At 51.2% G+C, this 25,634-nt stretch carries 22 protein-coding genes; 6 read left to right on the top strand and 16 right to left on the bottom strand.

All coding sequences use genetic code 11. The features are described from left to right. Window positions 1-418 precede the first annotated feature (418 nt). From recQ to EDM54_RS07675, 4 genes are all read right to left on the bottom strand, one after another. Window positions 419-2,209, bottom strand: coding sequence for a DNA helicase RecQ (gene recQ / locus EDM54_RS07690; protein ID WP_024983003.1), 1,791 nt, complete (start codon window positions 2,207-2,209; stop codon window positions 419-421). 206 nt (window positions 2,210-2,415) lie between these two features. Beyond that, window positions 2,416-3,096 (bottom strand): MgtC/SapB family protein, encoded by a 681-nt coding sequence (locus tag EDM54_RS07685; protein ID WP_003388655.1) that lies wholly within the window; start codon window positions 3,094-3,096, stop codon window positions 2,416-2,418. A 205-nt stretch (window positions 3,097-3,301) separates the two neighbouring features. After that, the gene (locus tag EDM54_RS07680) at window positions 3,302-4,654 is read right to left on the bottom strand and encodes an MATE family efflux transporter (RefSeq protein WP_024983004.1); all 1,353 of its coding nucleotides are present in this window, start codon (window positions 4,652-4,654) and stop codon (window positions 3,302-3,304) included. A 157-nt stretch (window positions 4,655-4,811) separates the two neighbouring features. Beyond that, window positions 4,812-6,503, bottom strand: a complete 1,692-nt coding sequence (locus EDM54_RS07675) for a methyl-accepting chemotaxis protein (protein WP_003388657.1) — start codon at window positions 6,501-6,503, stop codon at window positions 4,812-4,814. Window positions 6,504-6,956: 453 nt separating this feature from the next. Between EDM54_RS07675 and EDM54_RS07670 the strand changes: the two genes are divergently transcribed. Together EDM54_RS07670 and EDM54_RS07665 are read left to right on the top strand one after the other, a co-directional pair. Then, on the top strand, window positions 6,957-8,327 hold the full coding sequence (locus tag EDM54_RS07670) for a helix-turn-helix domain-containing protein (protein WP_003388658.1): 1,371 nt from the start codon (window positions 6,957-6,959) through the stop codon (window positions 8,325-8,327). Between the two features lie 376 nt (window positions 8,328-8,703). Next, complete coding sequence (locus tag EDM54_RS07665; RefSeq protein WP_122958019.1) at window positions 8,704-8,841, top strand: aspartyl-phosphate phosphatase Spo0E family protein; 138 nt, start codon at window positions 8,704-8,706, stop codon at window positions 8,839-8,841. A gap of 212 nt (window positions 8,842-9,053) precedes the next feature. Here EDM54_RS07665 and EDM54_RS07660 read toward each other — a convergent pair whose 3' ends face one another. The 7 genes from EDM54_RS07660 to EDM54_RS07630 all read right to left on the bottom strand — a co-directional run bounded on the left by EDM54_RS07660 (window position 9,054) and on the right by EDM54_RS07630 (window position 16,395). Then, window positions 9,054-10,769: an adenine deaminase gene (locus EDM54_RS07660; RefSeq protein ID WP_003388660.1), complete on the bottom strand. Its 1,716-nt coding sequence runs from the start codon at window positions 10,767-10,769 to the stop codon at window positions 9,054-9,056. A gap of 25 nt (window positions 10,770-10,794) precedes the next feature. Next, the gene (locus EDM54_RS07655; RefSeq protein WP_024983008.1) at window positions 10,795-11,856 is read right to left on the bottom strand and encodes an ABC transporter ATP-binding protein; all 1,062 of its coding nucleotides are present in this window, start codon (window positions 11,854-11,856) and stop codon (window positions 10,795-10,797) included. 15 nt (window positions 11,857-11,871) lie between these two features. After that, window positions 11,872-12,660, bottom strand: coding sequence for an ABC transporter permease (locus EDM54_RS07650; RefSeq protein ID WP_003388662.1), 789 nt, complete (start codon window positions 12,658-12,660; stop codon window positions 11,872-11,874). A gap of 5 nt (window positions 12,661-12,665) precedes the next feature. Further along, window positions 12,666-13,487, bottom strand: a complete 822-nt coding sequence (locus tag EDM54_RS07645; protein ID WP_122958016.1) for an ABC transporter permease — start codon at window positions 13,485-13,487, stop codon at window positions 12,666-12,668. Between the two features lie 26 nt (window positions 13,488-13,513). Next, complete coding sequence (locus EDM54_RS07640) at window positions 13,514-14,467, bottom strand: nucleoside hydrolase (protein WP_031932503.1); 954 nt, start codon at window positions 14,465-14,467, stop codon at window positions 13,514-13,516. An 85-nt stretch (window positions 14,468-14,552) separates the two neighbouring features. Then, the gene (locus tag EDM54_RS07635; RefSeq protein ID WP_122958015.1) at window positions 14,553-15,635 is read right to left on the bottom strand and encodes an ABC transporter substrate-binding protein; all 1,083 of its coding nucleotides are present in this window, start codon (window positions 15,633-15,635) and stop codon (window positions 14,553-14,555) included. Between the two features lie 412 nt (window positions 15,636-16,047). Continuing rightward, window positions 16,048-16,395, bottom strand: coding sequence for a hypothetical protein (locus tag EDM54_RS07630; protein ID WP_003388668.1), 348 nt, complete (start codon window positions 16,393-16,395; stop codon window positions 16,048-16,050). A 1,036-nt stretch (window positions 16,396-17,431) separates the two neighbouring features. Here EDM54_RS07630 and EDM54_RS07620 point away from each other — a divergent pair. Further along, entirely contained in the window at window positions 17,432-18,376 is a 945-nt protein-coding gene (locus EDM54_RS07620; protein WP_003388670.1) for a helix-turn-helix transcriptional regulator, read from the top strand. Window positions 18,377-18,452: 76 nt separating this feature from the next. Next, on the top strand, window positions 18,453-19,031 hold the full coding sequence (locus EDM54_RS07615) for a DinB family protein (protein ID WP_122958018.1): 579 nt from the start codon (window positions 18,453-18,455) through the stop codon (window positions 19,029-19,031). 210 nt (window positions 19,032-19,241) lie between these two features. On the opposite strand, the gene lplA is transcribed toward EDM54_RS07615, so the two are convergent. From lplA to EDM54_RS07600, 3 genes are all read right to left on the bottom strand, one after another. Continuing rightward, complete coding sequence (gene lplA, locus EDM54_RS07610; RefSeq protein WP_003388672.1) at window positions 19,242-20,228, bottom strand: lipoate--protein ligase; 987 nt, start codon at window positions 20,226-20,228, stop codon at window positions 19,242-19,244. 216 nt (window positions 20,229-20,444) lie between these two features. Beyond that, the gene (locus tag EDM54_RS07605; RefSeq protein WP_024983014.1) at window positions 20,445-20,651 is read right to left on the bottom strand and encodes a YwbE family protein; all 207 of its coding nucleotides are present in this window, start codon (window positions 20,649-20,651) and stop codon (window positions 20,445-20,447) included. A 125-nt stretch (window positions 20,652-20,776) separates the two neighbouring features. After that, window positions 20,777-21,388 (bottom strand): class I SAM-dependent methyltransferase, encoded by a 612-nt coding sequence (locus EDM54_RS07600; RefSeq protein ID WP_024983015.1) that lies wholly within the window; start codon window positions 21,386-21,388, stop codon window positions 20,777-20,779. 188 nt (window positions 21,389-21,576) lie between these two features. Here EDM54_RS07600 and EDM54_RS07595 point away from each other — a divergent pair, with 188 nt between their 5' ends. Beyond that, complete coding sequence (locus tag EDM54_RS07595) at window positions 21,577-22,056, top strand: CarD family transcriptional regulator (protein ID WP_003388675.1); 480 nt, start codon at window positions 21,577-21,579, stop codon at window positions 22,054-22,056. 229 nt (window positions 22,057-22,285) lie between these two features. On the opposite strand, the gene EDM54_RS07590 is transcribed toward EDM54_RS07595, so the two are convergent. Further along, the gene (locus EDM54_RS07590) at window positions 22,286-23,203 is read right to left on the bottom strand and encodes a hypothetical protein (RefSeq protein WP_003388676.1); all 918 of its coding nucleotides are present in this window, start codon (window positions 23,201-23,203) and stop codon (window positions 22,286-22,288) included. Then, window positions 23,178-23,762, bottom strand: a complete 585-nt coding sequence (locus EDM54_RS07585) for an RNA polymerase sigma factor (RefSeq protein WP_122958014.1) — start codon at window positions 23,760-23,762, stop codon at window positions 23,178-23,180. The genes EDM54_RS07590 and EDM54_RS07585 overlap by 26 nt, the downstream gene beginning before the upstream one ends. Before the next feature lie 178 nt (window positions 23,763-23,940). Here EDM54_RS07585 and EDM54_RS07580 point away from each other — a divergent pair, with 178 nt between their 5' ends. Next, a complete protein-coding gene (locus tag EDM54_RS07580) occupies window positions 23,941-25,566 on the top strand; it encodes an AraC family transcriptional regulator (RefSeq protein WP_122958013.1) in 1,626 nt (541 codons plus the stop codon). The last annotated feature ends 68 nt before the right edge of the window (window positions 25,567-25,634 follow it).

The raw sequence follows: 25,634 nt of genomic DNA, 5'->3' as shown, positions 1-25,634 counted from the left end.
TTCTCGACAGCCTGAACGCAGAGATTATTCTGCGTTCTTTTTTTGCTCGGTCGCTTGGCTCCGGCCCTATCGGCATATTTCCCCTTATCGCTTGATCTGTCCCTCCATCCTTTAATTTATAGTGGTACCGGCTTCCCTGTTCTTTACAAAGTTTGCGTGCTCTTGCTCTGTCAAATATGGCTTAACTCGCTCTGCGATTAGTACTGGACACCCGGGGTTTTGGAAAAGCCGGAATGCCTGGAGGCGGTACGGTTTGCTCCGGCTCACTGCGCTAAAAAACAAAAAACTACCGTTTGCACGGCAGTTTTTTATCCTGTAATTGAAAGATCAGTATGAAACGATGTTTAACACTGTTTCTTACTGAAGTTTCATAGTCAAAATATCCTTATAGCCGTCAATCCCGCCTGTTGCGAATAAATTATTGCGAACCTACTCCCGCCTTTGCTTGCGCATAATCCTGCAGACAATCCAAAAAAGCCTGGCCGTACTTCTCAAACTTGGCCGCCCCAACCCCTTTCACGGTCAGCATCGTCTCTCTATCAGTCGGACAAAGCTGGCTCAGCTCCTTTAAGGTGCTGTCGTGGAAAATGACATACGGCGGCACGCCTTCCTTCTGCGAGATTTCTTTGCGAAGCTGTCGCAGGCGCTCGAACAGCTCGTCGTCCTCCTCACGCTTGACCGGACGGATGAGCACCTTTTGCCACACCTGCTCTTCCCCTCTGAGCACAGGCAGTGCCCTGTCGCCCAGGGCGAGGGTCGGGTACTTGCTTTCCGTCACGCGCAGGTAGCCCTCGGCGATAAACAGCTCGATCAGGTCGACGATCTGCTTTTCCGTGTAATCGCTCATCAGGCCGTAGGTCGGCAGCTTTTCAAAGCCGAATTGCAGCACCTTTTTGTTGCGGGAGCCCTTCAGTACCTGGGCGACGAGTGAAGCCCCGAAACGCTCGCGCATCCGCTTGACGCAGGAAAAGACCTTCTGGGCCTCCAGCGTGACGTCGGCCAGCTCAGCGTCATTGGTGCAGTTGCCGCATTTGCCGCACTCCGGCGCCGAGTGGTCGCCGAAGTACCTTACGATGTACTGCTGCAGGCAGCGCGGCGTCCGGCAGTAATCGATCATGGCGTACAGCTTTTTGTATTCGTGCTCTTTTCTCTCTTCCCCGAGCGGATTCTGCTCGATGAAGAACATCTGCGTCTGGATATCCTGCGAATGAAAGAGCAGGATGCATTCGCTCGGCTCTCCGTCCCGTCCGGCGCGGCCCGCCTCCTGGTAGTAGGCCTCCAGGTTTTTCGGCATGCTGTAGTGAATGACGTACCGGACATTGGACTTGTCGATGCCCATGCCAAATGCGTTGGTGGCGATCATGACCTTGGCGTCGTCGAAGAGAAACGCGTCCTGATTGCGGGCCCTTTCCGCCTCGGACAGACCGGCGTGGTACCTGGTGACGGAAAAGCCCCGCCCATCGAGGAATTCATACAGCGCATCGACGTCTTTGCGCGTAGATGCGTAGACGATCCCGGATTGCTGCCGGTTTGCCTCCAGGTAATCGAGGATAAACCGGCGCCTGTCTTCCCCCTTTCGCACGGAAAGGTGGAGGTTGTCCCGGCCAAACCCGCTGATGTAGACGCGCTCATCCTGCAGCGTGAGCAGTCTTTTGATGTCCTCGGTGACCTCGGGCGTAGCCGTAGCCGTCAGGGCAGCGACTACAGGCCGGACGGGCAGCGCTTGGATGAAGCGGGAAATCGCGAGATAGCTCGGGCGAAAATCATGCCCCCATTGGGAGACGCAATGCGCCTCATCGACCGCTACCATGGAGATCGGCAGCTCGCTTGCAAGGGATAAAAAGCTCTCCGTTTCCAAACGCTCCGGGGCTACGTACAGCAGCCTGTACGTCCCTTCCCGGGCTTTTCTCATCCTGTCCCGCACCTCAGAGGAATCCAGCGTGCTGTTGATCTCCGCAGCCGCGATCCCCATGCTGACCAGCGCGTCCACCTGGTCCTTCATCAAAGAAATCAACGGGGAAATGACAATCGTGACTCCGTCAAACAAAAGGGCCGGCACCTGATAACAGATCGACTTTCCGCCCCCGGTCGGCATGATGCCCAAAGTGTCGTGGCCGGAAAGAAGACTCGCGACAATCGTTTTTTGTCCTTCGCGAAAGGCAGTGTATCCAAAATAGTTTTGCAAGACTTCTTCAGCTTGGTGCAACAAAGAGAATTCACCTTCTCTTCTGAGTTTTTATCCTGTTATTTCTATTAGTGTATAGAAAGTGTTTGAGACAAAACAAGAGAAGGTCGGAACTTCCAGAAAAAAAGCACCGCATTGGGTGCTTAAAAATGTTCTGCTCGCTCCATCTCGTTGGAGGAGCCGCGCCGTTTTTAAAAGTCCACTTTTTTCTCTACTTCGTGCTTTCCACTTTACTCCCTGCTTTCCACTTCTACCGACACAATATGGTCGACTTCTTTCAGGGAGCGGTAAATATCTGTCGTGTACGTATCATCCTCGGCAGAAATCACCATTTCGAGCTTTTGGTGGCCCTGCTCCACATCCTTGACCTTTACCCGCTTCACACTCATGTTCATACGCTTGATTTGTTTGAAAATCGTATCGAGGTCTCCTTCCCCCTCAACGATGATCTTGACGGCCAGATCCCTTTGCCGCAACGTGCTCGGGCCTACCCATTTCAAGATGAGCGGAAACAGATTAATCGCCAAAATGATCAGGATCGTGGCCGAAACGGCTTCAAAGTAAAAGCCCGAGCCAACTGCGATCCCAAGGGCAGAGGCTGCCCATACCATGGACGCTGTCGTGAGGCCGGAGATCACATCGTTGCTTCTCCGCAGAATCACCCCCGCGCCCAAGAAACCGACCCCGCTGACGATTTGTGCAGCCAAGCGCATCGGGTCCATATTGGTGTGTCCGGGCAAGGAGAATCGGTGAACGGATTCGATCGACACAATCGTGATCAGACAACTGGCTACCGAGATAACCATGCTGGTTTTTACCCCCAGAGGCTTGTGCTTGAGCTGTCTGTCCACACCGATCAGCAGGCCTAAAAACATGGCGATGCCCAGTTTCACCAAAAAATCATAAGCCATCATCATTCTCCTCCTCTCTATGTCAATGTAAGGTTTTCTAACATGAAAAGCCTTGTAGAAAGTATAAACGTTTTTTCGTAAAAATTGGAGAAAAATTTCGGGACATCTTCCTTCCCTATTGTAAACGCGCCCCGGTTTCTTCATACAAAAAGCGGAACGCCTTGTAGAAGGCATCCCGCCGAAGCGAAAATCGGTATGAAGCTCGCTAGGTTCCTCTGATTTTCTGCTTCTGCAATGACAGGAGACGGCCAAACAGGAAGATCGCTCCCGCCGCCAGGCCTGTAATGAGTCCGATCCAGTATCCGAAGGCTCCCAGCGACGTCAGCTGGGCCAGCGCAAACCCGAGCGGCAGACCAATTACCCAATACGATACAAGGGCCACGATAAACGTCACCGTCACATCCTTGTACCCCCTGAGCACTCCCTGAATCGGTGCGGCTACCGCATCGGACAGCAAGAAGAGGATGGAATACATCAGGAAATGCTGGGCCAGCTCCAGAACGCTCGGGTCATTGGTGTAGAACCCTGCCACTTGTTCACTGAAGAAATAGAGGCCTACAGCGAACAGCGAGGCCATTCCCACGGCTGTAGTGATGCCCATGTAGCTGTACTGACGCGCATCCCGGAACCGCTCTGCCCCCACTTCAAAACCGACCACAATCGTCAGTGCCATGGAGATGCTGAGCGGCACCATATAAATGAAGGAGGCAAAGTTCATCGCTGCCTGGTGGGCGGCAATGGTGATCGTGCTGTATTCGCTCATCAAAAGCGTAACGGCGGCGAAAATGCTGACCTCGAAGAAGATAGAAAACCCGATCGGAACGCCGAGCTTGAGAAGCTCCTTCCAGGCAGCCATCGAGACGCGGTAAAACTTGCTGAACATGCCGTATTCCACAAACGGTTCTACCCGGTGCACCACGTACAGACTGATCAAGACGATGATCCAGTAAGTAATGGCCGAGGCCAATCCGGCACCGATACCGCCCAGCCGCGGAAAACCGAAGTAACCGAAAATCATGACGTAGTTGAGCGCGACGTTGATCGGCAGCGACATCAGTGTAATGACCATGGTCACTCTGGTCATGCCCAGTGCATCTATATAGCATCTGAGAACGGTATAGACAAACAAAGGAATAATGCCAAACGAGATTGCCACAAGATAGTAGTAGGCAATATGGCGAACTTCCGTCTCCAGACTCATCCCGTCCAGTATGGGACCGAGCAGCAGCGCGCCGAGTATGACGACCCCAATCGCGATGACAACAGACAAATACAGCGCCTGCATGACGGTAAACGGCACTTGATCCTTTCGCATCGCTCCCGCCATCTGCGCCACCATCGGCGTGACGGCCAGCAAAATTCCTGTCAGACCGGCCTGTACAGGCGTCCACAGGCTGGAGCCGATCGCAACCCCCGCGAGGTCAACCGGGCTTGCCTTTCCGGACATGACCGTATCAAAAAACGTCATGCTGAACAAAGCCAGCTGCGTAACCAGAATCGGCAGCAGCACTACGAAAAGCTGACGGAGTTTTTCCTGAAACGTATTCGTTTGTTGCATGGTTGTCTAACATCCTTGTAGTACAGATTTTTAAAACGTACTGACTGTTATTATAGAGACAGCTGTAAGGAATAGTAAAGAAAAGAAGTGCACGCCAGCTCCCGGCTGATAAAAAAGGTGCACCGCTTGGGGGCACCTTTTATCATACATTTATTTTCTATAAAGCAAATTTTTGCATTGTCCTTTTCAGCTCATCGGCCAACTGATGCAAGGACGCCGTGGAAGCGGCAATCTCCTCATTTGTCGCCAATTGCTCCTGAGAGGAGCTGGCTACGCTTTGGGCTTGAGACGACGCTTCGACTGCCAGATTCAGCACTTCTTTTACGGCCTCGTCCACTTGCTCCGAGCTGGCGGAAAGCTGCTCCGCAGAGCTGGATACCTCGTGGATTTCTTCGTACACCTTTTGAATGGAGCGTTGGATGCGCTCAAAGGACTCTCCCGCGACATTGGCGACAAGTGTACCGTCTTCTACGACCCGGGCTACCTTTTGCATCTGCTGGACGGCTTGTTCCGTGCTGGCCTGAATGTTGCTGATCAGCATGGCGATCTGTTCCGCCGACTGCTTGGAGTCCTCGGCCAGCTTGCGTACCTCATCGGCTACAACCGCAAATCCTTTTCCATGCTCGCCTGCGCGGGCCGCCTCAATCGCTGCGTTCAGCGCCAACAGATTGGTCTGCGTCGAGATCGCCGTGATCACCTCGACGATTTGCCCGACTTCCTTGGACTGCTCACCCAGTTCTTTGACGATTTCTGCCGTCTGAGCCACACTCGAATCGATCAGCTTCATCTGGTTGACTACGTTCTCGACGGAGCTGCTGCCTTCGACGGCCTGCTCCGAAGCTTCTTGGGACGAGACCGATACGAAGTTGGACGACTCGGCAATCCGTCTGATCCCCTCCGCCATTTCGGAGATCGATTGGCTGCTCGTCTGCGCCCCGATCGCTTGACGCTCGGCACCGGTCGCCATCTCCTGCATGGCGCTCGCTACCTGGTTGGCCACTTGAGCGGTTTGCTCCGAGCTCATCAGCAAGTCATTGGAGGAGGAAGCGATTTTATCGCTGGAGTCACTGACAACGCTGATGACTTCCCGCAGGCTTTTCGCCATCTTCCCTACGGACTGGCTCAGTTGAGCAACCTCGTCTTTTCCGCTAATAGACAAATCCGGTACGCGAAGGTTGCCGGATGCGATGAGATCGGCTGTCTCCGTTACGACCGATAGAGGTTTTACCTTCCGATACAAATAGAGAATCGTTCCTATCGAGTTGAGTGCCATAATGACCACCAGGGCAATCGTTACCCACATGAACAAATACATTTGATTGGTCATGCTGTCCGCCAGATCCGTGGCCCATGCATCCAGCTCCTGCTGGAATTCCTCCAGCTTCTCGATGACCATTTGCTTCTTTTGTTTGTATTCTTCACCGAACGAAACCTTGAGTGCCAGCTCATACTCTCCGGCTTCTGTCAGCTGGAATATCCTTTTTTCAAGCCCGACCAAAACATCGGAGCTTTGCTTGGCTTGTTCTACCTTGTCCACCAGGTATTCCGGAACGTGCATTTCCGTCATTCGTTCGAGGACTCTTTCCCGAGTCTTGGCCTCGTTAACCTCCCGCCAGTAGTTATCATAATTTTCTTTATCGCGGGATTGGACGTAGTTCCTGAGTTCATTGGTCAAGTATTCGCTGGAGTCGAGCAATTCGTCACCGAGCTGCTTTGCTTCCATTTGCATTTCGACTGCCCGATCCTGTTTTTGAATCGATTCGGCCAGCATATACAGGCTGCCTATGGTCAGAACAGAAAACAACAGGAAAAAAACAATGGCCACCTTTATGGCTTTGGCTATCTTCACAGCGGTTTCACTCTCTCTTTCTGTAGTTGGTTCCGTATAGCTGCACTCCTATCTTTTGCTTCCACCTCTTCTTTCCCACTGATGGTTTACCCGTTTACTTACTCCTATTGGAAGGTAGAGCGAAAACATGACTTTCCCCTCAGCGAAACGATCGTCTTACTCCTGTTAAAAAATAGACCCAATTTATGAGTACGTAGACTTATCGCCTGATGGCAAGCCCTTCAATAATTCCAGAGCTTTTACCCTATTGAATTTTTTCCATGTAAGTAAAAAGGCTTGCTTCACCAATATATACCAAAGTATCGCTTGCTGCCTAACACTTTTTTTGCAGCTTAAATTTTTACCTTTTTATGGGTAGTGTGTTAATATAAAGGATATTAGAAAATTGAGATTTTCCATACCGGAGCGAGGGGACCTAGTATCTGTCCATTGGGGAGTAGGGGGTATTTTCTCATGAGGCTGCAAGAGACATTGAAACGGTCGTTGCGGTCAGAAATCGAAAAAAACTTAAAGGAAAATGGCTATACACTAAGTAAATTCAGTGAATTGACCGGTATTAACCCTGGAAGTTTGAGCGAAATTTTAAACGGCAATCCGCCGCGTGCTTTAACGATATGCCATCTCGACAAGATGGCTGAAGCTTTTGGTTACCCTCCTGGATGGTTGTACGAATTGTATCCAGAAGAATGTTTGGGCGAAGGGAAAATTTCACGGCCGCGCTTGATTCCGTATCTGGTTCGTTGTGCGGAGATCGGCAGACAAGATTGTATCGATGCTGCCGTTTCCCGGCTGCTGGATAACCCTAAGAACATTTCGATTCTATTTACCGTAGCAGAGCAGCTATTTGAGAGTGGAAAACGGAGAGAATCCGTTCCTTTTTACGAGTTCGTCATCGATAACGAGAAGGACAGCTACTCAAATCAGTTTGTCATCAGCCAATATCGACTGTTCCGAGCGGTGGAAGGAACGAACTCTGAGGAAGATTTTAAAGCTGTCATTCGTTTTGAGCCTTATCGCAAGCGGCTAGCTGAAGATTACCAGTTGGATGCTCTCCTGCATTTAGCAAATGTATGTTACACCCTACGAAGGTGGAAAGATGTTGAGAAGTACGCTGACGAACTAAGGGAGCTGGCAATGATCGTCTATGAGGACGAGCTTCGCCGACGAAAAAACAACAGGCCCAGCGAATTGCCAAAAACGGAACGCCCTTTGATTGTTTACTATGGACAAGGTTTTCTGTTAAAAGCGGTAGCATTAAAAAATATGGGAAGGTACGAGGAATCGAAGCATTATACGAACGGCTATGCCGATTTGAGCTGGTTCGAGCTTCTTGATGAAGAAGCTGAAGCAGAGGTTGAAAAACTGCGATTATGGGCATTGGCTAATTCGTACACCTTGTCCATGAGTACAGGAAGTATAGAAGTGCTGCCCGATTATTTGGATTTCCTGTCTGAACATCCAAGTGAGGTGCTTCCTGGCCTGGTAACGATCATGAAATCTGCGAATGAGTTCGGCTTTCCCGTTGAATCTGTGTTGGAGCGGTTTTCAGAAGACATAAAACGTTTTGAAGAGTACCAAGATGCTGTTGATAAAATTCTCCATCTTCACTTTCTGTACCAATTAGTGGTATACTTGTTTAAAAAAGGCGATTACTCCACAGGCCTGGACGAAACCTTACGTTGCCTTGTTTTGTCCGATGCATCCAAAGACTTCGACTATTTCAAACGATGCATTGGGTTGTTTTGGACACATCTTCAGCACGCATCGGACAAGCAAAAGAAAACATTTCAAACCCTTGTAGACGAAAGGAGCAGGAAGGTATGAAGAGCTTTATTTTGTCGGTATGTTTGGTATTGGGGTTAGGGATCGGCATCAATGGAGTATCTGGAGAAGTCACCATAAAAAAACCTCCAACAGTAATCCAATACGATCATGGGGTAGGAAAATAAAAGCATCCAAATCGGATGCTTTTTTCTTTTATACAATTTTTGTCAGTCCCTCATTTTTCGCATAACAGATTATATTTAAAATAATTGTTCTTACAAAAAAAGGGGGTATTGGTATAGCTGTAGCTGCAAGCAAGAGAGCGTACACAAGCAGTACATTTGAACCCCATTCAGATAAGTATATATTCAGGGTGATCGAGCCAAAAGAGAAGGGGTTCCAGGAAGAAGATAAAGAGTTAATAGAGGTCACAGAAATGCTGCGAAGGCAATTGGTCGAACTGGCTTGCGAAAAGGGATTTTCACATAGGGAAGTAATAGAGCTGAGCCAGCGCCTGGACAAGTATATTGTCCAGTTGCAAAGCAGAATGAATGTGAAGAAATCGATAAACTGAGATCGAGCAGCAGTATACACCTTCCTGTCGGAACCGGGCGCAATCTGAGCGCTGCCGGTTCTTTTTTTGTCCAAATCAAGGAACTGGAACGAGCTGGCCAGTTGTTTTATATAAAGAAGGAAAGCTGGTCATGAAAAAACGGCCCTGTCTTCTATACAGCGGCCGTTTTTTGTTATACCGTTTATATTCGTTCTCGTTCCGTATTGACAATCTTACTGGACCAGCAGCGGAACAACCTTGCCCTGGTTTACATCGATCAATCCGAGGTCCGTAAGCTTGAGGGCCGGACTGACCGGCAAGGAATGCGTGCTGATGGACATGATCGGGTTGTAGTGTCGATAGCCGAGCGACAGCATCGCTTTGCGCAGCTCCTCCACTTCTTTGGCCGTCTTCTCCAGCGGTTCCTCGGTCAAAATCCCGCCTACAGGCAAATGCAGATTGGCCAGCACCTCTCCGTTGTCGACCACACAGAAGCCGCCCTGGTTGCGGATGACTTGATTGGCTGCCATCACCATGTCTTGCGGATTGTGCCCAACTACGAGCAAATTGTGATTGTCGTGGGAGTAGGTAGTGGCCACAGCTCCCCGCTTGATGGTGTCGCCGCCGATCAGGCCGTAGCCCCGGTTGCCGTTCCTGCCGTAGCGCTCGAATACGGCGATCAGACCGTAGCCGCTCTCCTGCCAGCAGAGCTCTCCCCCGCGGATGTCGACCGGGGCGTGATGCTCCTCGGTGAAGGTGGAGCCGTCTTTTACCAGCATGACCCGGGCGGTGTATCGTCCATCGGCCGCATCCGCATCCATGCGCACCTTGAAGTCTTCCTCGGTGAGTGGCGAAAGCTGCACACTTTGATAAAAATGGGCCGGGAACTGATTGGGCACTACCTGCTGGCGATATGCTTCATTTTTGTCGTATACCTTTTTCCCATTCTTGTAGACCTCATCAATCGCCAGCTCGCGCAGATCGGACAGCAGCATGAAATCGGCTACCTTGTTTGGCGCAATGGCTCCGCGGTCGAGCAGCTTCATCCTTCTCGCCGGGGTAAACGTGGCGGCATAGATCGCCTTCTCCGGCTCCATCCCCATCTGGATCGCCTTTTTGACGATGTGGTTAAGATGTCCGCGATGGTAGAGCGAATCAGTCATCACATCGTCCGTGACGAAGCAAAACAGCTCGGATACGTCGTTTGTGACGAGGTAGCTCATTACTTCCTCCGTCATCGACTTTTCCTGAATCTCGATGAACATGCCCGCTGCCATTCTGGCCTCCATCCCCTCCAATGTCTGGTGGGTGTGATCGGAATCCACACCGGCGAAAATGACGCGGTGCAGGTCGAGATCGAGCAGCTTCGGACAGTGGCCTTCGATGACGAGATCCGGGTAATGGCTGCGGATATGCTCCAGGATGCGATTGGTCTTGCAATCCGGATCGGTGATCACGTCGACGTAGTTCATGATTTCGCCGAGGCAAATAATCCGCTCGGAACGAAGCAGCTCGTCGATGTCCTCGATCTCCACAGCCCCTCCGGTCGTCTCCATCGATGTCGCCGGCACCGAGCTGGGAATCGCGTAAAACATATCGACGATACAGTTCTGACTTGCCCGGATCATCTCCCGGATGCCAGAGATGCCAAACACATTGGCCATCTCATGCGGCTCGGGAACGATCGTCGTCACTCCGTTTTGAATCAGCCCAAACGAAAAGGTCTCCGGCGTCACCATCGTGCTCTCAATATGCAGATGGATATCGACCAAGCCGGGAATCATGTAGCGCCCTTTTGCGTCGATCACTTCCCTGGCTTCAAAGCTTTCCGCGCCGCGCTGCCCGATATAGAGAAACCGTCCGTCCAGAACGGCGACATTGCCTTTCGTGAACCGTTTGAAATAACTGTTGTATACGTTTGCCTGCAAGATGAGCAGATCAACCTGCATGGATACCCCTCCTGTCTGCTGACGATTAGTCGACCAAAACCAGCTTTTCTTTGGGAAACATCAGATAGACCGGCTGGCCTGCTTTATAAGGGGAATCCATTTCCTGATTGACCGTAAAATCGCCCAGGTCGGTCTCCACGACATACTGATAGCTTCTGCCCAAAAACGTGCTTACTTTCACCTTGCCCTTCAACACATTTCGTACCGAATCGGCCGGTTCTTCCGCGCTGACCACCAGGTCGTCCGGACGGATCGCCCCTTTTTTCCCGGAATGGTTGGCTGTACCCGGATTTTTGGCAGCCCGGAACGTATGGCTGCCTGCAGTCAAATGGATCTCCCCGTCCTGCTCCGTTCTTTCGCCAAAGTCGATGAAGTTGTTGAAGCCGATGAACCGGGCGACGAACTCCGTCCGCGGATACTTGAAAATAGTCGCCGGATCGTCAAGCTGTTCGATAATCCCCTTGTTCATGATCGCCACCTGGTCGGAGATGGAGAAGCACTCCTCCTGGTCATGGGACACATAAACCGTTGTAATGCCCAGCTCCTGCTGGATGCGGCGGATTTCCACCCGCATGTTTACCCGCAGATTGGCGTCCAGATTGCTCAGCGGCTCGTCAAACAGGAGCAGATCGGGCTGTATGACCAGTGCGCGGGCAATCGCCACACGCTGCCTTTGCCCCCCGGAAAGCTCCTTGGGGAAGCGCTTTTCAAAACCGTTCAGGCTGACAACATCGAGAATGTGGCGGACGCGCTGGTCGATTTCGGCTTGATTGACCTTTCGCAGCCGAAGTCCAAACGCGACATTGTCAAACACGGACAGGTGCGGAAACAGCGCGTAGCTCTGGAAGACAAAGCCGAAGTTGCGCTTGTTTACCGGCACACGGGTATAATCCTTGCCGTCGAACAGGAATCGTCCCGCTTTGGCCTCCAGGAACCCGGCGATCAGCCGCAGTGTCGTCGTTTTCCCGCAGCCGCTCGGACCAAGGAGTGAAATGAGCTGGCCCTTTTCGATATTCAAACTGAAATTGTCCAGGATGTTCTGATTTTCATAGGCGACCGATACGTTTTCCAGCGTGAGCAATGCCATGAATTGATGCCTCCATTATCGTTTGGTAAAGTAGGACAAACCCATGAGACGTTCAATGATGAACATGAAGATAGCCGTAATGATCATGAGCAATACCGAGATGGCGGCGATCGTCGGATCGAAGTAGTTCTCCACGTACGTCAGCATCTGGATCGGCAGTGTGCTGACCCCTGGCCCCGTCATGAACACGGAAATGTCGACATTGTTGAACGATTCGAGAAAAGCGATCAGGACCGCCGCGATAATCCCCGACCGAATGTTGGGGAGTACGACTTTGAAGAAGGTTTCCAGCCGTCCGGCCCCAAGACTGAGCGAGGCCTCTTCGATGGCAAAATCAAAGTTGGACAGGCTGGATGCGATAACCCGGATGATAAACGGGAGCATCAATACGGTGTGCCCGACCAAAAGGCCCGCGTAAATCGGCAGTTGGTACGTGATGATGACGTATTTGAGCATGGCAAATCCCATGACGATTCCCGGAATCAGAACGGGAGAGATGAAGACGCCGTTTAGAAGCGACTTCCCCTTGAACTGAAAGCGGCTCAGCGCATAAGCGGCCGGGATGCCCAAAGCCAGAGCCAGCAAATTTCCCGCCAGCGACACAATCATGGAGGTTTTAAATGTCTCCATGAACATTTCTACCTCAAAAATGTTTTCATACCATCTCAGCGAGAAACCCTGAGGCGGAAATTTCAACACCGTGCCGGGCTCGAATGAGGTAACCGAAATAATCAGCAACGGCCCGAGCAAAAAGAGAAAGATTAAAAACGTAAACAGGGCGAGCCCTCGATTTTTCTCCCGCATGCCTCTTACCCCTTCGGATTTAGTTTCGTAGCCAGTTTGTTCATCAGCCCGATCACGATAAAGGTGATTGCAATCATGATCGTGGCGATCACGGAGGCCATATGCCAGTCATTCAAGGTAATCGCGTTTTGATAAAGGAACGTCGAGATCACCCGCTGCTTCCCTCCGAGAAGCGCCGGTGTCGTGTAGGCGGTCAGGCTGCCCACAAAGACCAGAATGCTGCCGATGATCAAGCCCGGCACACTCAAAGGAACGATCACCTGGCGAAACGCCGTAAACTTGGATGCACCCAGGCTTTCTGCCGCTTTCAGCAGGTCTGGATCGATATTTTCCATGACCCCTACCAGTGTGATGATGATCAGCGGGAGAAACAGGTGAATCAGGCCGATCATCATGGCGCTCGGCGTATAGAGGATTTCCAGCGGCTTTTCGATCAGCCCCAGCGAAAGCAGCGAGCTGTTCAACAGCCCCTTTTTCCCAAGGATGATCATCCAACTGAACGAACGGACGACAGAGCTGGTCAGCAGCGGGAAGATCGCCAGCGCGAGCAGAACTCCCTTTTTCCGCGGTCCGAGCTTGGAGATATAGTAGGCTGCCGGGAAGCCCAGCAGAATGCATGCAATCGTCGTTACCACGCTTACCTGCAAGGTTGTCCACAAGATCTTCAGGAAGTACGGGTCGGCGAGAAAGTGCAGATAGCCCTCAAGCGTAAAGCTTCCTTCCTGGAAAAACGTAGACAGTACCGTCATTGCAATGGGAATGACCATAAACAGCGTTAAAAACAGCAGTCCAGGCAGCAGCAACAAATACAAACCCAGTTTTTTCATCACATGTACTCCTGTTCCTGATTTCGCTACGACTGCAGCGTGCGGATAAATAGGTCGAGAAACGCTTTGGAATCTACCTCAAGGCAAACGTCCATGTTCGGCGCTTTGGACAAGCGGTTTTGGAAATCGCATACTGTCTGGCCGTCGCACAGCTCGCTCCGGGTCTCCACGTCCACAAAAAGCTTCCGGGTCCCTACCAGGTCTTTTTGCAGCGCGACCCCGACTGCGAGCGGGTCGTGCAGGGCACATGCACGTACGCCATTCCTCTCAAAGTAGCGCTGCATGTAATCAGCCGTGCTTGTCTTCACGTATTGGCCGACAGGAGTGTCTCCAAGCTGGCGGATATGCTCCTCCGTCAACAACGCTTTGCGCGTCACGTCCAGACCGACGAGTGTGAGCCTTTGGAATCCGGCGTGAAAGACGATCTTGGCCGCTTCGGGGTCGACGTAGATGTTGTACTCCGCCGTCGGGGTAACGTTTCCGAAATCCTTGACCACGCCGCCCATCACAATCACTTCTTTTACATGGCGGACGATCTCCGGACATTTCCGCACCGCCAATGCGAGATTGGTCAGCGGCGCCGTCATGATCAAGGTGATTTCTCCGTCATGGCGCAGCACGTTCTCGATCAGGAAGTCAGGGGCAAAGCCGACTGCTGCTTGTGTCTTCACGGAAACGTCCTGCAGCGCTCCGCCAAGCCCGTCCTCTCCATGGACCCGGTGTTCAAAAAAGGTCGGTCTGAGTACAGGACGGTCTGCTCCACGGATCACCGGAATTTCCTTCTCCACGCCCAAAAACTCCAGTACCTTCAAGGTGTTCTCCGTCGCTTTTGCCAGCGACACATTTCCGTTCACCGTCGTGATCCCGAGAATATCGAAGCGTTTGCTTTTGACTGCCAGCATGATGCCCAGGGCATCGTCAATTCCGGTATCGACATCGAGGATGACTTTTTCTTTCACGGCAGGGTCCTCCTTTGGCATGTACAATTGCCAGCGTTTACTTGTCCTTTTGACAGAAAAACAAGGGCATATGTGTGTGATATACCCTTGTTTTCGTCTTAGCGATCTATTGGGCGATTTCCCGGTTCCAGCGGTCAATCCATGCTTTGGATTGCTCGTTTACGGCCTTCATGTCCAGCTTGCGCAGCTTGCCGATGACCTCTGCACCGTAGGTGACGCCTTTTGCTTCCTCGTCGGAAAGCTGTACGTTCGTATTTACAGGAGAATCGACTTTGGCTTTCGCCGATTTTTCCTGGACTTCCTTGCTCAGCTGCCAGTTGATGAACGCTTCGGCCAGCTCTTTGTTCTTGCTTCCCTTGACGACGTTCACGGTGTTCATGACCGCGTAGCCGCCTTCCTCAGGGGATACGAATTTTGCTTCCGGTACGGCAGCCTGGATGTCCTTGAAGTACATTTCCATGATCGGACCGATTGCGATTTCGCCTTGGCTAAACATGTTCACATATTCGGAAGTTTTGTCGTAGTATTTTACGACGCCCGGATTCACTTCTTTTACCTTGGCAAACGCCTTGTCTTCATCGAATGCTTCGCTGCCCGCTACAATTGAAGCAGCGTCCAGCAGCATTGGACCGGTGGTCGACGTGATGTTCGGCAGTGTCAGTTTGCCGGCCATCTCCGGATTCCACAGGTCTTTCCAGAATTTCACCTCGGTCTTGATGACGGTCGGATTATAGGCAATGCCAAATTGGCCGATGGTATAGGCTGGGCCGTAGTCCTCGCCCAGCGGCGCTTTGGCGATGTCGTAGATTTGGTCAATGTTCGGGATCTTGCTGCGGTCGATTTTTTCAAACAGACCGGCATCGATGCCCTGCTGAGCATAGTAGTCGGAGAGGTAGATGACGTCTACTTGCGAGCTGCCCTGGCGGATTTTATTGAGTCGTTCCGCATTGTTTCCGATTTCCACGACGATTTTTACGTTGTGTTCTTTTTCAAACGGCTCGTACACTTCTTTGCGGAAAAAGTCCTCGGAGAAGCCCCACGTAGAGATAACCAGCTTTTTCGGTTCGCCTTTGTTTGAACCGCCTGCTGCTCCGTTTTCCGCTTGTCCGTTTCCTCCGCCGCATCCGGCCAAAGCCGCGGACAACAGGGAAATGGTCAGAAAGCCACCAAACAGTTTCGTTTTCTTCATCGCTATATTCCTCCACCCATTGCGTTATTCACTAAAATCGAACATTAATATAATAACATCAAAATACGTTCGTTTTTTTAATTGTTTTTTAGTAAAAAAAAACAAAATAATGCTTATCATTGTCCTGTTTGCTAATCTTCAGTTGTGTTTGGGTTCGCTCGGCTGCGTTTTTCTACGTTTTGTTTTGCTTCATTTCGCTTGTTTATCTTGCGCTGCAGTCTCACCGCCTTGCCATTTGTATTTTTTTGCCAAATAGAAAAAGAAAAGTACCCTTGGTAGAAAACTTGCTTTCTAACAAGAGCACTTTTCTTTGTAAACAAAGAACAGTGACGCCCGTTTCAGCCACGCTCCGGTCATCTCTTAAGATAGATCAAAAGGGATAATCCGTTCACTGGCGGTTTCACGTATTCGATTATGGCGACTCCAACAAAATCACATTGGTGATCGCCCACAACGTCGGTGCATCATAATCCCGCAAGACTGCCTCAATGCGCAGACCCATCTCTTCCTCCAGCCGCTCGCGGAGTCTCTTTTTGTACAAAAGCGACATCCGGAAATCGACTTCCAGCTTGAGCGTTGGGGCTTCACCTTCCAACGCTGCTGAACGAGGCGACCTGCGATGCTTGGCTTGAAAGGTAATGATCTGCTTGTCAATCTCCACTCGCAAGAGCGTTGTGCCAAATCCGAATAATTCCTTGGAGATCTCGTTGTAGATATGGCTCAGCTTTTTTTTACTCTCATTCGAGTCCAGTAGGCTCATGATATCACCTGCTAGAGCGATGTTCAGGTATATTCATTGTCCTCATTATACATATGATCTTGTCTTCGGGCAAGTAAACATTCGTATTTTCGCACAAATAATAGACGATGCGCAGCTTTATCATTCGGAATGGGCTTTATCCTGGCTTTATCCTGGTGTGTACCTGCTTTATGAGGATAGCCGTTGCTGTCGTGAAAACCTGTATAAGCAACGGGACTGCAGGGAAAGAAGCATGTTCCCAGACTCACTTCGGCTCCGCCCTGCGAGGAAGCTAAACTGTCCGCTTCGCAAGCAATCGCGGGAAAGCGCAAAACGACGCGCAGCTTCGAAGCTTATTCATAGGTTGCGCTTTGTTTCCCCGCGATTGCTTGCGAAGCTGGGCAGGGCTCCACAGGCGTTCGTCTGGGAACATGCTTCTTTGACGAGCAGGGGGTTTGCTTCGGGTTTTTGCTGGGGAGTCTTAAGGGAGGTAACGGATTTTGTAGGAAACTCAGGATGAGAAGGGAGTCTGAAGTGTTCAAGGATGACGGCTTATCCGATGGTTGAGATATGATCTGATGGCGAAGAAGGTGGACGCTTGCATAATAAGAATAAGGTTGCAATTCTGATTCAGACTCGGATTTCATTTCTTATTCCTCTGTCCTTTATCCTTCCCTCTTTGATTTACCCGGAAAAAATGTCTGAACGAACCCCAAAGCTGTAGAGATGAAAAAGCAGAAAAACGCGAAGGTCTTTGGGACACCTCCCAGGCAGAGCGAAGAGTGCGGAACACGCTTTTAGCGTCCAACTCTGAGAAGCTCCCTGAGTCGCTGCTTTTGGACGCGGTTCCGCTTTTGGAGTGGAGCCGGACAGTGAATCTTCCAAGCAGTGTCCCACCGAACCTTGAGCGTTTTTCTGCTTTTTCATCTCCTCCACCAAAGCCCGATCAGCGGCCTTTCGGGCTGTACCCATTGGAAAGAAAAAGAGCCCCAGTTGCCAGACGCCGACCAACCGATTACAGTGAAGGAAAATCACCTGCGGAGGGAAGCTGAACACGATGAACAAGACGGACCGCCTGCTCGCCATCGTACTCGAATTGCAGCGTAAAGGAACATTGCGTGCCGAAGATCTGGCAGCCATTTTCGAAACAAGCGTAAGAACCATCTACCGCGATGTCCAGGCGCTGTCAGAGGCTGGCGTTCCGATTGTCGGCGCTCCCGGGCAGGGATATTCCTTGATGGAGGGCTACTTTTTGCCGCCGCTTCATTTTTCGGCGGACGAAGCGGTAACCCTGCTGCTCGGACTCGACTTCGTCGAACAGCAGCTCGATCCGCTCTATCTCGCCAAAGCGAAAGCCTCGCGCAAAAAAATCGAAGCGATCCTGCCCCAAGCTGTACAGCGGGAAGTGGAGAAGACGCGATCCGGCATGAAACTGCTCACCGCCCAATCGGCAGCAGATGCCGATTCCCGGACGATGCTGCAATTGCTCCGTCAAGCAATACAAGAGGAAAGGAAAGTGCGGTTTCTCTATACGAAAAAGCTACCTGAAGCAGATGGAAATCGCCAAAACCTCCGTACCGTCGCTCCTTATGGCTTGGTATTCGTAAACGGCTCATGGGGACTGCTCGGGTACTGTGAGCTGCGGGCGGACATCCGCCGTTTTCTCGTAAAGCGAATGCGTGATCTTACCCTGTTGGATGAAAAAGCGGTGCGGCCTCCCGATTTCAATCTGCAGGACTATACCCCGGCAGATGACCGAACTATGACAATCACTGTCCGCATTGCGCATGACGTTTCCGACAAGGCAAGGGAATCGCGTTTCTATTATATAGACGCTATTCAAGACCATCCGGACGGCCTGCTCGTCACGCTCCGGGTCCGGCAGCCCGAGGAAGTGCTGCCATGGGTGCTCGGCTGGGGAAGCAAGGCGGTGGTCGTCGAGCCGGAATCGTTTCGGCTGCAAGTGCGTAAAGAAATCGAAAACATGCTGAAACACTACTGACATACTGCTGTCAGGAGCGCTCTCGTATAGTAAGGATAGTAGATCGAGAAAACGAGAGGAGCTGTCTGATATGCTTATGAATACGAAAGAGACGTTGAAAAAAATGGAGGAAATCACGGAGCTGTACGTGAGGGAACTGGACCGCTATGATATGGAGCAGCTCACCCGCAAACCAAGTGAAGACGAATGGTCGCTCGGACAAATGTATATGCATTTGATCCGCGCCGCCCTGTTCATGCAGCTTCGCCACGTGGATACCTTCAAAGCGCAGAGCGAGCAGATTGAAGCCGCAAACGGCGAAGCTGGCAGCGAGTCCTTGTCAGGCGGAGATACGCCAGGAGAAAAAACGGAAGCAGGGCAAGCGGTATTTGCCCAAGGCAGCCTCCCTCCTGTGCGCATTCGTGTCCCGGCCTCCCCGGAATATACGCCTCCGCAGCCGGAGAGCAAGGAGCAGCTTGCAGAAGGATTGCGCCAGGTTTTAAGCAAGATGCGCGAGCTGGAGCCGGTGTTGGCTGACATTTCTCCCGTCTTTACGGCTCCCCATCCAGCCTTTGGCCACTTGAATGCGACGGAGTGGTTCGCCATCGTAGAGATGCACTACCGCCACCACCTGCGGCAAAAAGAACGTCTGGATGCTCTGCTGATGCAGGTATGACCGACTGCTGCGAGAGACCGGCCGGAAGAAACTGAGGCACACGGTCCGAAGGCATGGGACCAACTCCAAGTGCCCAATAAGCAAAAAAGGCTCTTTCCTCGACACACGTTTCGCCGGGAAAGAGCCTTCCGCTTTTTTAAGACGTTCACTTGCTTCGAGTATGATACAGCACCCATGCGGCAGGACTCGGGCTATTGCCGCCCCTCCTCGCTACAGCACCATCTCCAGCCATTCCTCTTTGGTGACCGGCCCGAAATAATACGCGAGATCCAACGTATCCAGCACCTGCTCCAGTGCTTCCCGGTCATACCTTACACCCACCAGCTTGTCCGTAAACTCCGAAGTTTCGCCCAAGCCAAAGAAGTCTCCATAGACGGAGGCAGATTTGATCAATCCCTTTTCCACATACAGACGGACATCGAAGGTCCCTGAGCCAAGCCGCTTCACCCGCTTGACGTTGAAAGCCGGCGACTTGCCGTAGTTCCAGTCCCAGTTCCGGTAGCGCTCCGCCGAGATCTGGTCGATGCGTTTCCAGTCTGCTTCAGTCAGTACATACTGCTGCACTTGTGATCCGGCAAAAATCGAGTTGAGAATGTGCTGCCGAAATTGTTCGATGCTCATCGGCTCACGCAAAAACTCGGAAATGTTGGCCACGCGGCTGCGAACCGATTTTACCCCTTTGGATTTGAACTTTTCCGGGTTCACATTCAAGGCTGAGGCTACATTTTCCATCTGGGAGTCAAACAGCAGGGTCCCGTGCGTAAACATGCGCCCTTTGGTGGAAAACTGGGCGTTGCCGGAAATTTTCCGCTCCCCTACCTGAATGTCGTTGCGTCCCGTCAGTTCAGCTTCGACGCCCAGCTCGTTCAGCGCTTTTACGACCGGCTCCGTGAACTTGCGGTAGTTGTGAAAGGAGTTCCCGTCGTCATTGGTGATAAAGCTGAAATTGAGATTGCCCAGATCGTGGTAGACAGCCCCTCCACCGGACAGGCGGCGGACGACGTGAATGCCGTTCTTGGCTACATAGTCGGCATTGATCTCTTCGGCCGTATTCTGGTTCTTGCCGATGATAATAGACGGTTCATTTATGTAGAAAAGCAGGTAGTCGTGATCGGCGGGGAGATATTTCAATGCGTATTCTTCGATGGCCAGATTGATCCTGGGGTCGGTTATGTTTTGATTGTCGATGAAAAGCATCAGGCTTGTCCTCCTGTCACTCTTTTGTCTTTTGCTTTTATTTCTGCCTCTGTCGAAGGCCGGGAAAACGGATGCACTCTCTTGTACTATAACCGATCCGGCCCTTTTTTCCTATGAGTCTGCTCTCTGTATGGCACACTCTCTGTCACTTCCAGGCAAAAAAAAAGAGAAGCGTTCGGCCTCTCTTTAAAACGAACGCCCCTCCGCGTCCGTTTGTCATTGTTTTTCAGAGGACACGATCGTCTTCACTCTGCCGACCTGCCCATCCTGCAAGCGAACCTTTATCCCGTGCGGGTGAGCCGGAGAATTGGTCAGAAGATCTTTGACGATCCCCCGCGTCGTCTTTCCGGTGCGTTGATCCTGTTTGAGAACGATCTCGACCTCAAGTCCCGGATATATGTTTTTTCGCTGCTGCCCCGCCAGGCTGGTTGGCAGCGGTTGATTCGCTTTGTCTGCCATTGTTCGCAAAACCTCCAGTTGTCTGTATCCTTCCTTGTCTTACAGCCTTCTTTTGAACCTGCTCTGTCGACAAGCTCAACCCAACATCCTCACTTCGTGCAAACCGCCACTCCGATAAAATAACGAACGCCGTTTCTCGGCTTCTCAAAGGTAACACCCCGCTGATAGTAGATGTCTACATCTGAGAAACGGACAAACAGCTCCTGGAACTCTTCCGGCGTCAGCTGATGGACATGAAAAGGCTCGCTGGTCGGCATGCCTCTCCCCCGTCCGAACGGACTGGACAAAACAAGCGTCCCGCCCGGCTTCAGCAGACGATAAAGCTGGTCCATGAACCGAACGTCATCCGCTACATGCTCAATCGTTTCGAAACTGAGGATCGTATCAAACATCCCGAGCTTTTCCGGCAGGTGCGGGTCAAGCGCATCGCCCTGCTGATAGACAACCTTTTGGTGATTGTACTCCCGATTGGCATACTCGACCGTTTCCGGATCAATATCCACCCCGACAATCTCGGTGACTTCGCGCTTTCGGTCCTTGGCCACCATATGACAGCCATATCCAGTGCCGCATGCCAAATCCAACACCCTTCCGCGGATGTACGGAGTGGCGAAATAATAGCGGGCGATGTGCTCCAGCAGCATGCCATTTGTCGGCTTTAGCAGCTTGGGGATAATCCTTTCTCCTGTCCATGAAAGCATACCCGTCACCCCTTCCTGCATGATTTTCTCCCATCTTACCGCATTCACAGGCAAATTCATAGAAACGGCTCGGAAAGCACCCAAAGTCATTATTGACATAAAATATTTTCATGTGGTAAGATTATTTATTTTTACCGAATATCAAATTTGTGTTATACTAGATGTATTACAAGATCGGGGGTGGGGTTATGTTTCACATTGGCGACAAGATTTTTTATCCGATCCACGGAGCCGGAGTGATCGAAGCCATTGTTGAGAAAGAATTTCTCGGCGAAAAACAGCCATACTTTGTTTTGGACATGTTGCTTCGAGAACTGCAAATCATGGTCCCGCTGCACAAGATGGACGATCTGAACATTCGCCCGATTGTAGAAGAGCATACACTGGAAGCTGCTTTTGTCGCCCTGAACGAGGGAGAGCCTGACTTGAGCGTCACCGCTGCCCAGAGACACCGCATCAATATGGAGAAGATCAAACGCGGGGATATTTACGAGGAGGCCGAAGTCATCCGCGATCTGACCTGGATCTCGAGAACAAAGGTGCTCGGCACAGGAGACAAGCTTATGCTCGATCAGGCACAGCAATTATTCATCAGCGAAGTAGAACTCGTCAAAGGGATTGCAACAGAAGAAGCATCCGCCCTATTGATGCAGGCCATTCATCGGTAATTTATCACTGGCTATAGCAATACCCTCCACTACCTCAACGAACCTGTGAGGCAGTTTTTTTATGCGATACGCAAACAGGGGCTCCCCTCGTCTTTTCAGACATGAGGGAAAGCCCCTTTTTTCTATGTTTTTTGATAGACCATGCAGTATTGTTCCAGATCGCTGTTTGGCCATTTGATGATGTCCACGATCGCGAACTGGTTTTGTAAAAATTTTGGGTCAGGAGAGATTATTTCACGAGCTTTTCCGCGATGGCGAGCAAGTCTTCCTTAGCAATGTCCGGGGAAGAAGTCGATACAAAGACCATCAATTTTTTATCTTCCTTGTAAAATTGAATGGACTTGTCAACCCTTACTACACTTCCGTTTTCTCCCTTGAGATTAGTCAGTTGGTAAAGGGCCTCCTGGCCGCCTACTTTTACATTTTCCACAGTATCGTCCGGGCCTGCTTCCGCGGCAGAATACTTGACTTTTTCAAAGTTCTCGATTCTTACCGTAACGTCACCTTTGCTATTGGAATAGGTACCTGCTATCAGCTGGAATGTCGGTTCCACCTTCAGTTCTTTTACGATGACATCCTTCTTTGTTTCCTCTGCCTCTTTATAAAAGTCTTCCTTGTTGTAGTCACGAATGACTTCGTGTTGAACCGAACCATCTTTAAACGTGAAACCGCCTGCCAATTCGGCCGGGAAAGTAAACTTGTCTCCCGCCTCCTTCTGTATTACTGCCCGGTCAGTCGAGGTAATCGGGATCTGGAAGAAGCTCACGATCTTATTCGGATTGTCCGGGACGATATAGACCGCAGCAGCATTGCCCGGTTTGACAGATTCACGGACTTCATTGAACAATTGGCTGTAGGTTTTATGCTGACCCTCTCCCGGTTCTGCTGTCGTGTGGGTGATCTGCGATACGACTTCGCCTTTTTCATTTTTCAACTCGTACACTTTTACCGCCCCATACGCTGTTGTCACACTGAATACCATACACGCCGCAATGATCAATCCCATTCTTTTTTTCACTCGAAATTCCTCCTTTTTATTTTGCCGCTCGCGCAAACGATCCAGCACCTGATCCTTGACATCAATCTGGGGAACTGGTGTATCCGTTATCAGCTGTTTGACTTCATCGAATGAGTCTGAACGCTTCACTCATTTCCCCACCTTTCTGCGAAATTAGTTGGTTTTTGCACTTTTTCATTGCCCGCTCGTATCGTTTTCTCAAGGTTGCCGGCTTTTCTTGGAAAAGAACAGATAACTCCTCATAGCCTTTTTCTTCGATTACCCGTAAAAGGATCAAATTTCGTTCCTCCGGGGATAGAGTCGATAACGCCCGATGGAGGGGAGCGCTCAACTGGCCCTGTTCCACCCGGGCTGCTCCTTCCTCTCGGTCATCCGCCGGCACCCGATTGTTCAAAAAGGGAACCAGGCGGTAAATCCGCTTTCGCTTGATCAAGTTAAGACAGTGATGATAGGCAATCTTGTAAACCCATGCGGAAAAGGAAACCACTTCCGTGTACTTTTCCAGGTTTTCATAGGCTTTAATGAAAACCTCCTGAACCGCGTCCTCCGCCTCCTGCCGATGCCCGAGCATGTGGTAGCAGTAGGTGAAAATAGGCTGCTGCAATTGCTCAATGACCATTCCGAACCCTTCAAGCGAACCGGAGGCCTTGATCTCCACGACAAGCCGCTCGATTTGCTCTTTATCCAAGAGCTTTTCACCCCCTTTTGCCCTTCTATAACAATCAACGATCGCACTTTGTGACCGTATCCGAAAAATTTTTTTCGTTTGGGAAAACTGTCTACTGGCAATTGACCATAAAAGTGCGTCTATGCTAACGTAAGGTAGTGATAATGATTATCATTATTGAAATTTGGAGGTTTCCAGCTTGGAATATACCCCTGACCATACACAATCTGTCCAAAACATTTTAAACGACCTGTGGCTGAAGCTGCAGAGCGCCGAACTGATTCGCGTCGGCAAGATGGAACAACAGCTCATCGAGTCCCATATTCTCTTCGTCTCCAAAGCCGGAGAGGGGCGTTTGATGATCGATTTTCACGATTACCGATTGCGTCCGGATGCGATTCATTTCGCTTATCCCGGTCAAACCATCGGGGTGTTTGCCGAGTCTGAAAAGGAAGTCGAGCTATATGCGGTCAGATTCGCGGTTTTGGAAGACACAAAGACCGCTAGTGTCTTCCCCTTGGCGGGCGAGGTGCCGGTTTACCCCGAGCCCAAGGCTTTGCTGCTGTGCGATCTGGTTACCGCTTGTTTTCGCAGCGACCAACCGTTGGAACATTTTCGCGGGCAATCGGCGTTTTTGGAGCTGATGTATGTGCTGCTGAAAAAGATCCGGCTTCTCCCCGAGCGGGACCCGCGAACAACGCTGGACAGCATCAAGACGTATATCGAAGCTCACTACCAGCAGAATCTGACGATTGAACAGTTGGCCCGCATGGCCGACATCAGTCCGAAGTACTTTGTCGACCTGTTTAAAAAGACGTACGGAAAAAGCTGCATCGACTACCTGACAGAGGTGAGGATCAACAACGCCAAACGGCTCATGCTGCAATCCGATATTCGCCTTCGCGATCTTGCCCACCAGGTAGGCTATAGCGACGAGTTCTACTTTAGCCGAAAGTTCAAGAAAGTGGTAGGAGTTTCCCCCAGCATTTACATAAAAAACCGCCGCCGGAAAATCGTTGCCTATACTCCGTCCATTCTCGGACATTTGCTCGCGCTGCAGATCACGCCCTACGCCGCACCCCTCCACCCGAAATGGACGCATTACTACCATCGGCGGTATCGGGCGGATATTCCGCTGCACCTGAGCGCCTATCGGTTCAACCGGGACTGGGAATCCAATGTGGAAATGCTCGCCCATGCCAAGCCGGATATCATCGTTTGCGACAAGGACAGCCTGCACACCAGGGAGCGGGAAGAGCTGGAGCAAATCGCGCAGATCCTCTACATACCCGGAGCGGAGATGCACTGGCGGGATCAACTGAAGCTGACGGCCCAGTTGTTGGGGGCGGAGCATGAAGCCGACTGCTGGCTGCGCAGCTACGACCAAAAGACAAAGTCCGCCAGGGAGCGGCTACATCGGGAACTGAAGGATGACAAAGTGCTCGCCATGAGTATCTACAAAAAAAGCTTCTACGTATCTCCGGCTCGCGGGATGATGGATGTCCTCCGCCGCGATTTGATGCTGAACGTCATTCCCGGCCCGCGTCCTGACGAACACCGGCAAGCCATTTCCGTGGAGCAATTGGCCGATCTGGACCCCGATCATATTTTGGTCAACGTTTGCCAGGAGCCGGAATCGCTTGGGGAATGGCACCATTTGCAATCGTCCGCAGTTTGGCGGGATTTGAAGGCCGTCCGCAAGAACCGGGTGCATCTCATCTCCTCCGACCCGTGGCGAGAATACTCCGCCTATGCCTGCGACCGAATGGTGGACGACCTTTTGATGCGGCTGCATGGAGATCGTCCAAATGATTTCCGGATATAGTCCATGTTCCGTTCGCGGGAGCTGGTTTATACTCATTGTTGAGAATGATTATCAAACGCATTTCCTGG

The organism is Brevibacillus borstelensis, from assembly GCF_003710865.1.
GTDB classification, from domain to species: domain Bacteria; phylum Bacillota; class Bacilli; order Brevibacillales; family Brevibacillaceae; genus Brevibacillus; species Brevibacillus borstelensis.
Note: the sequence above shows the minus strand (reverse complement) of the source record. Positions and strands in the feature narration are given on the sequence as shown.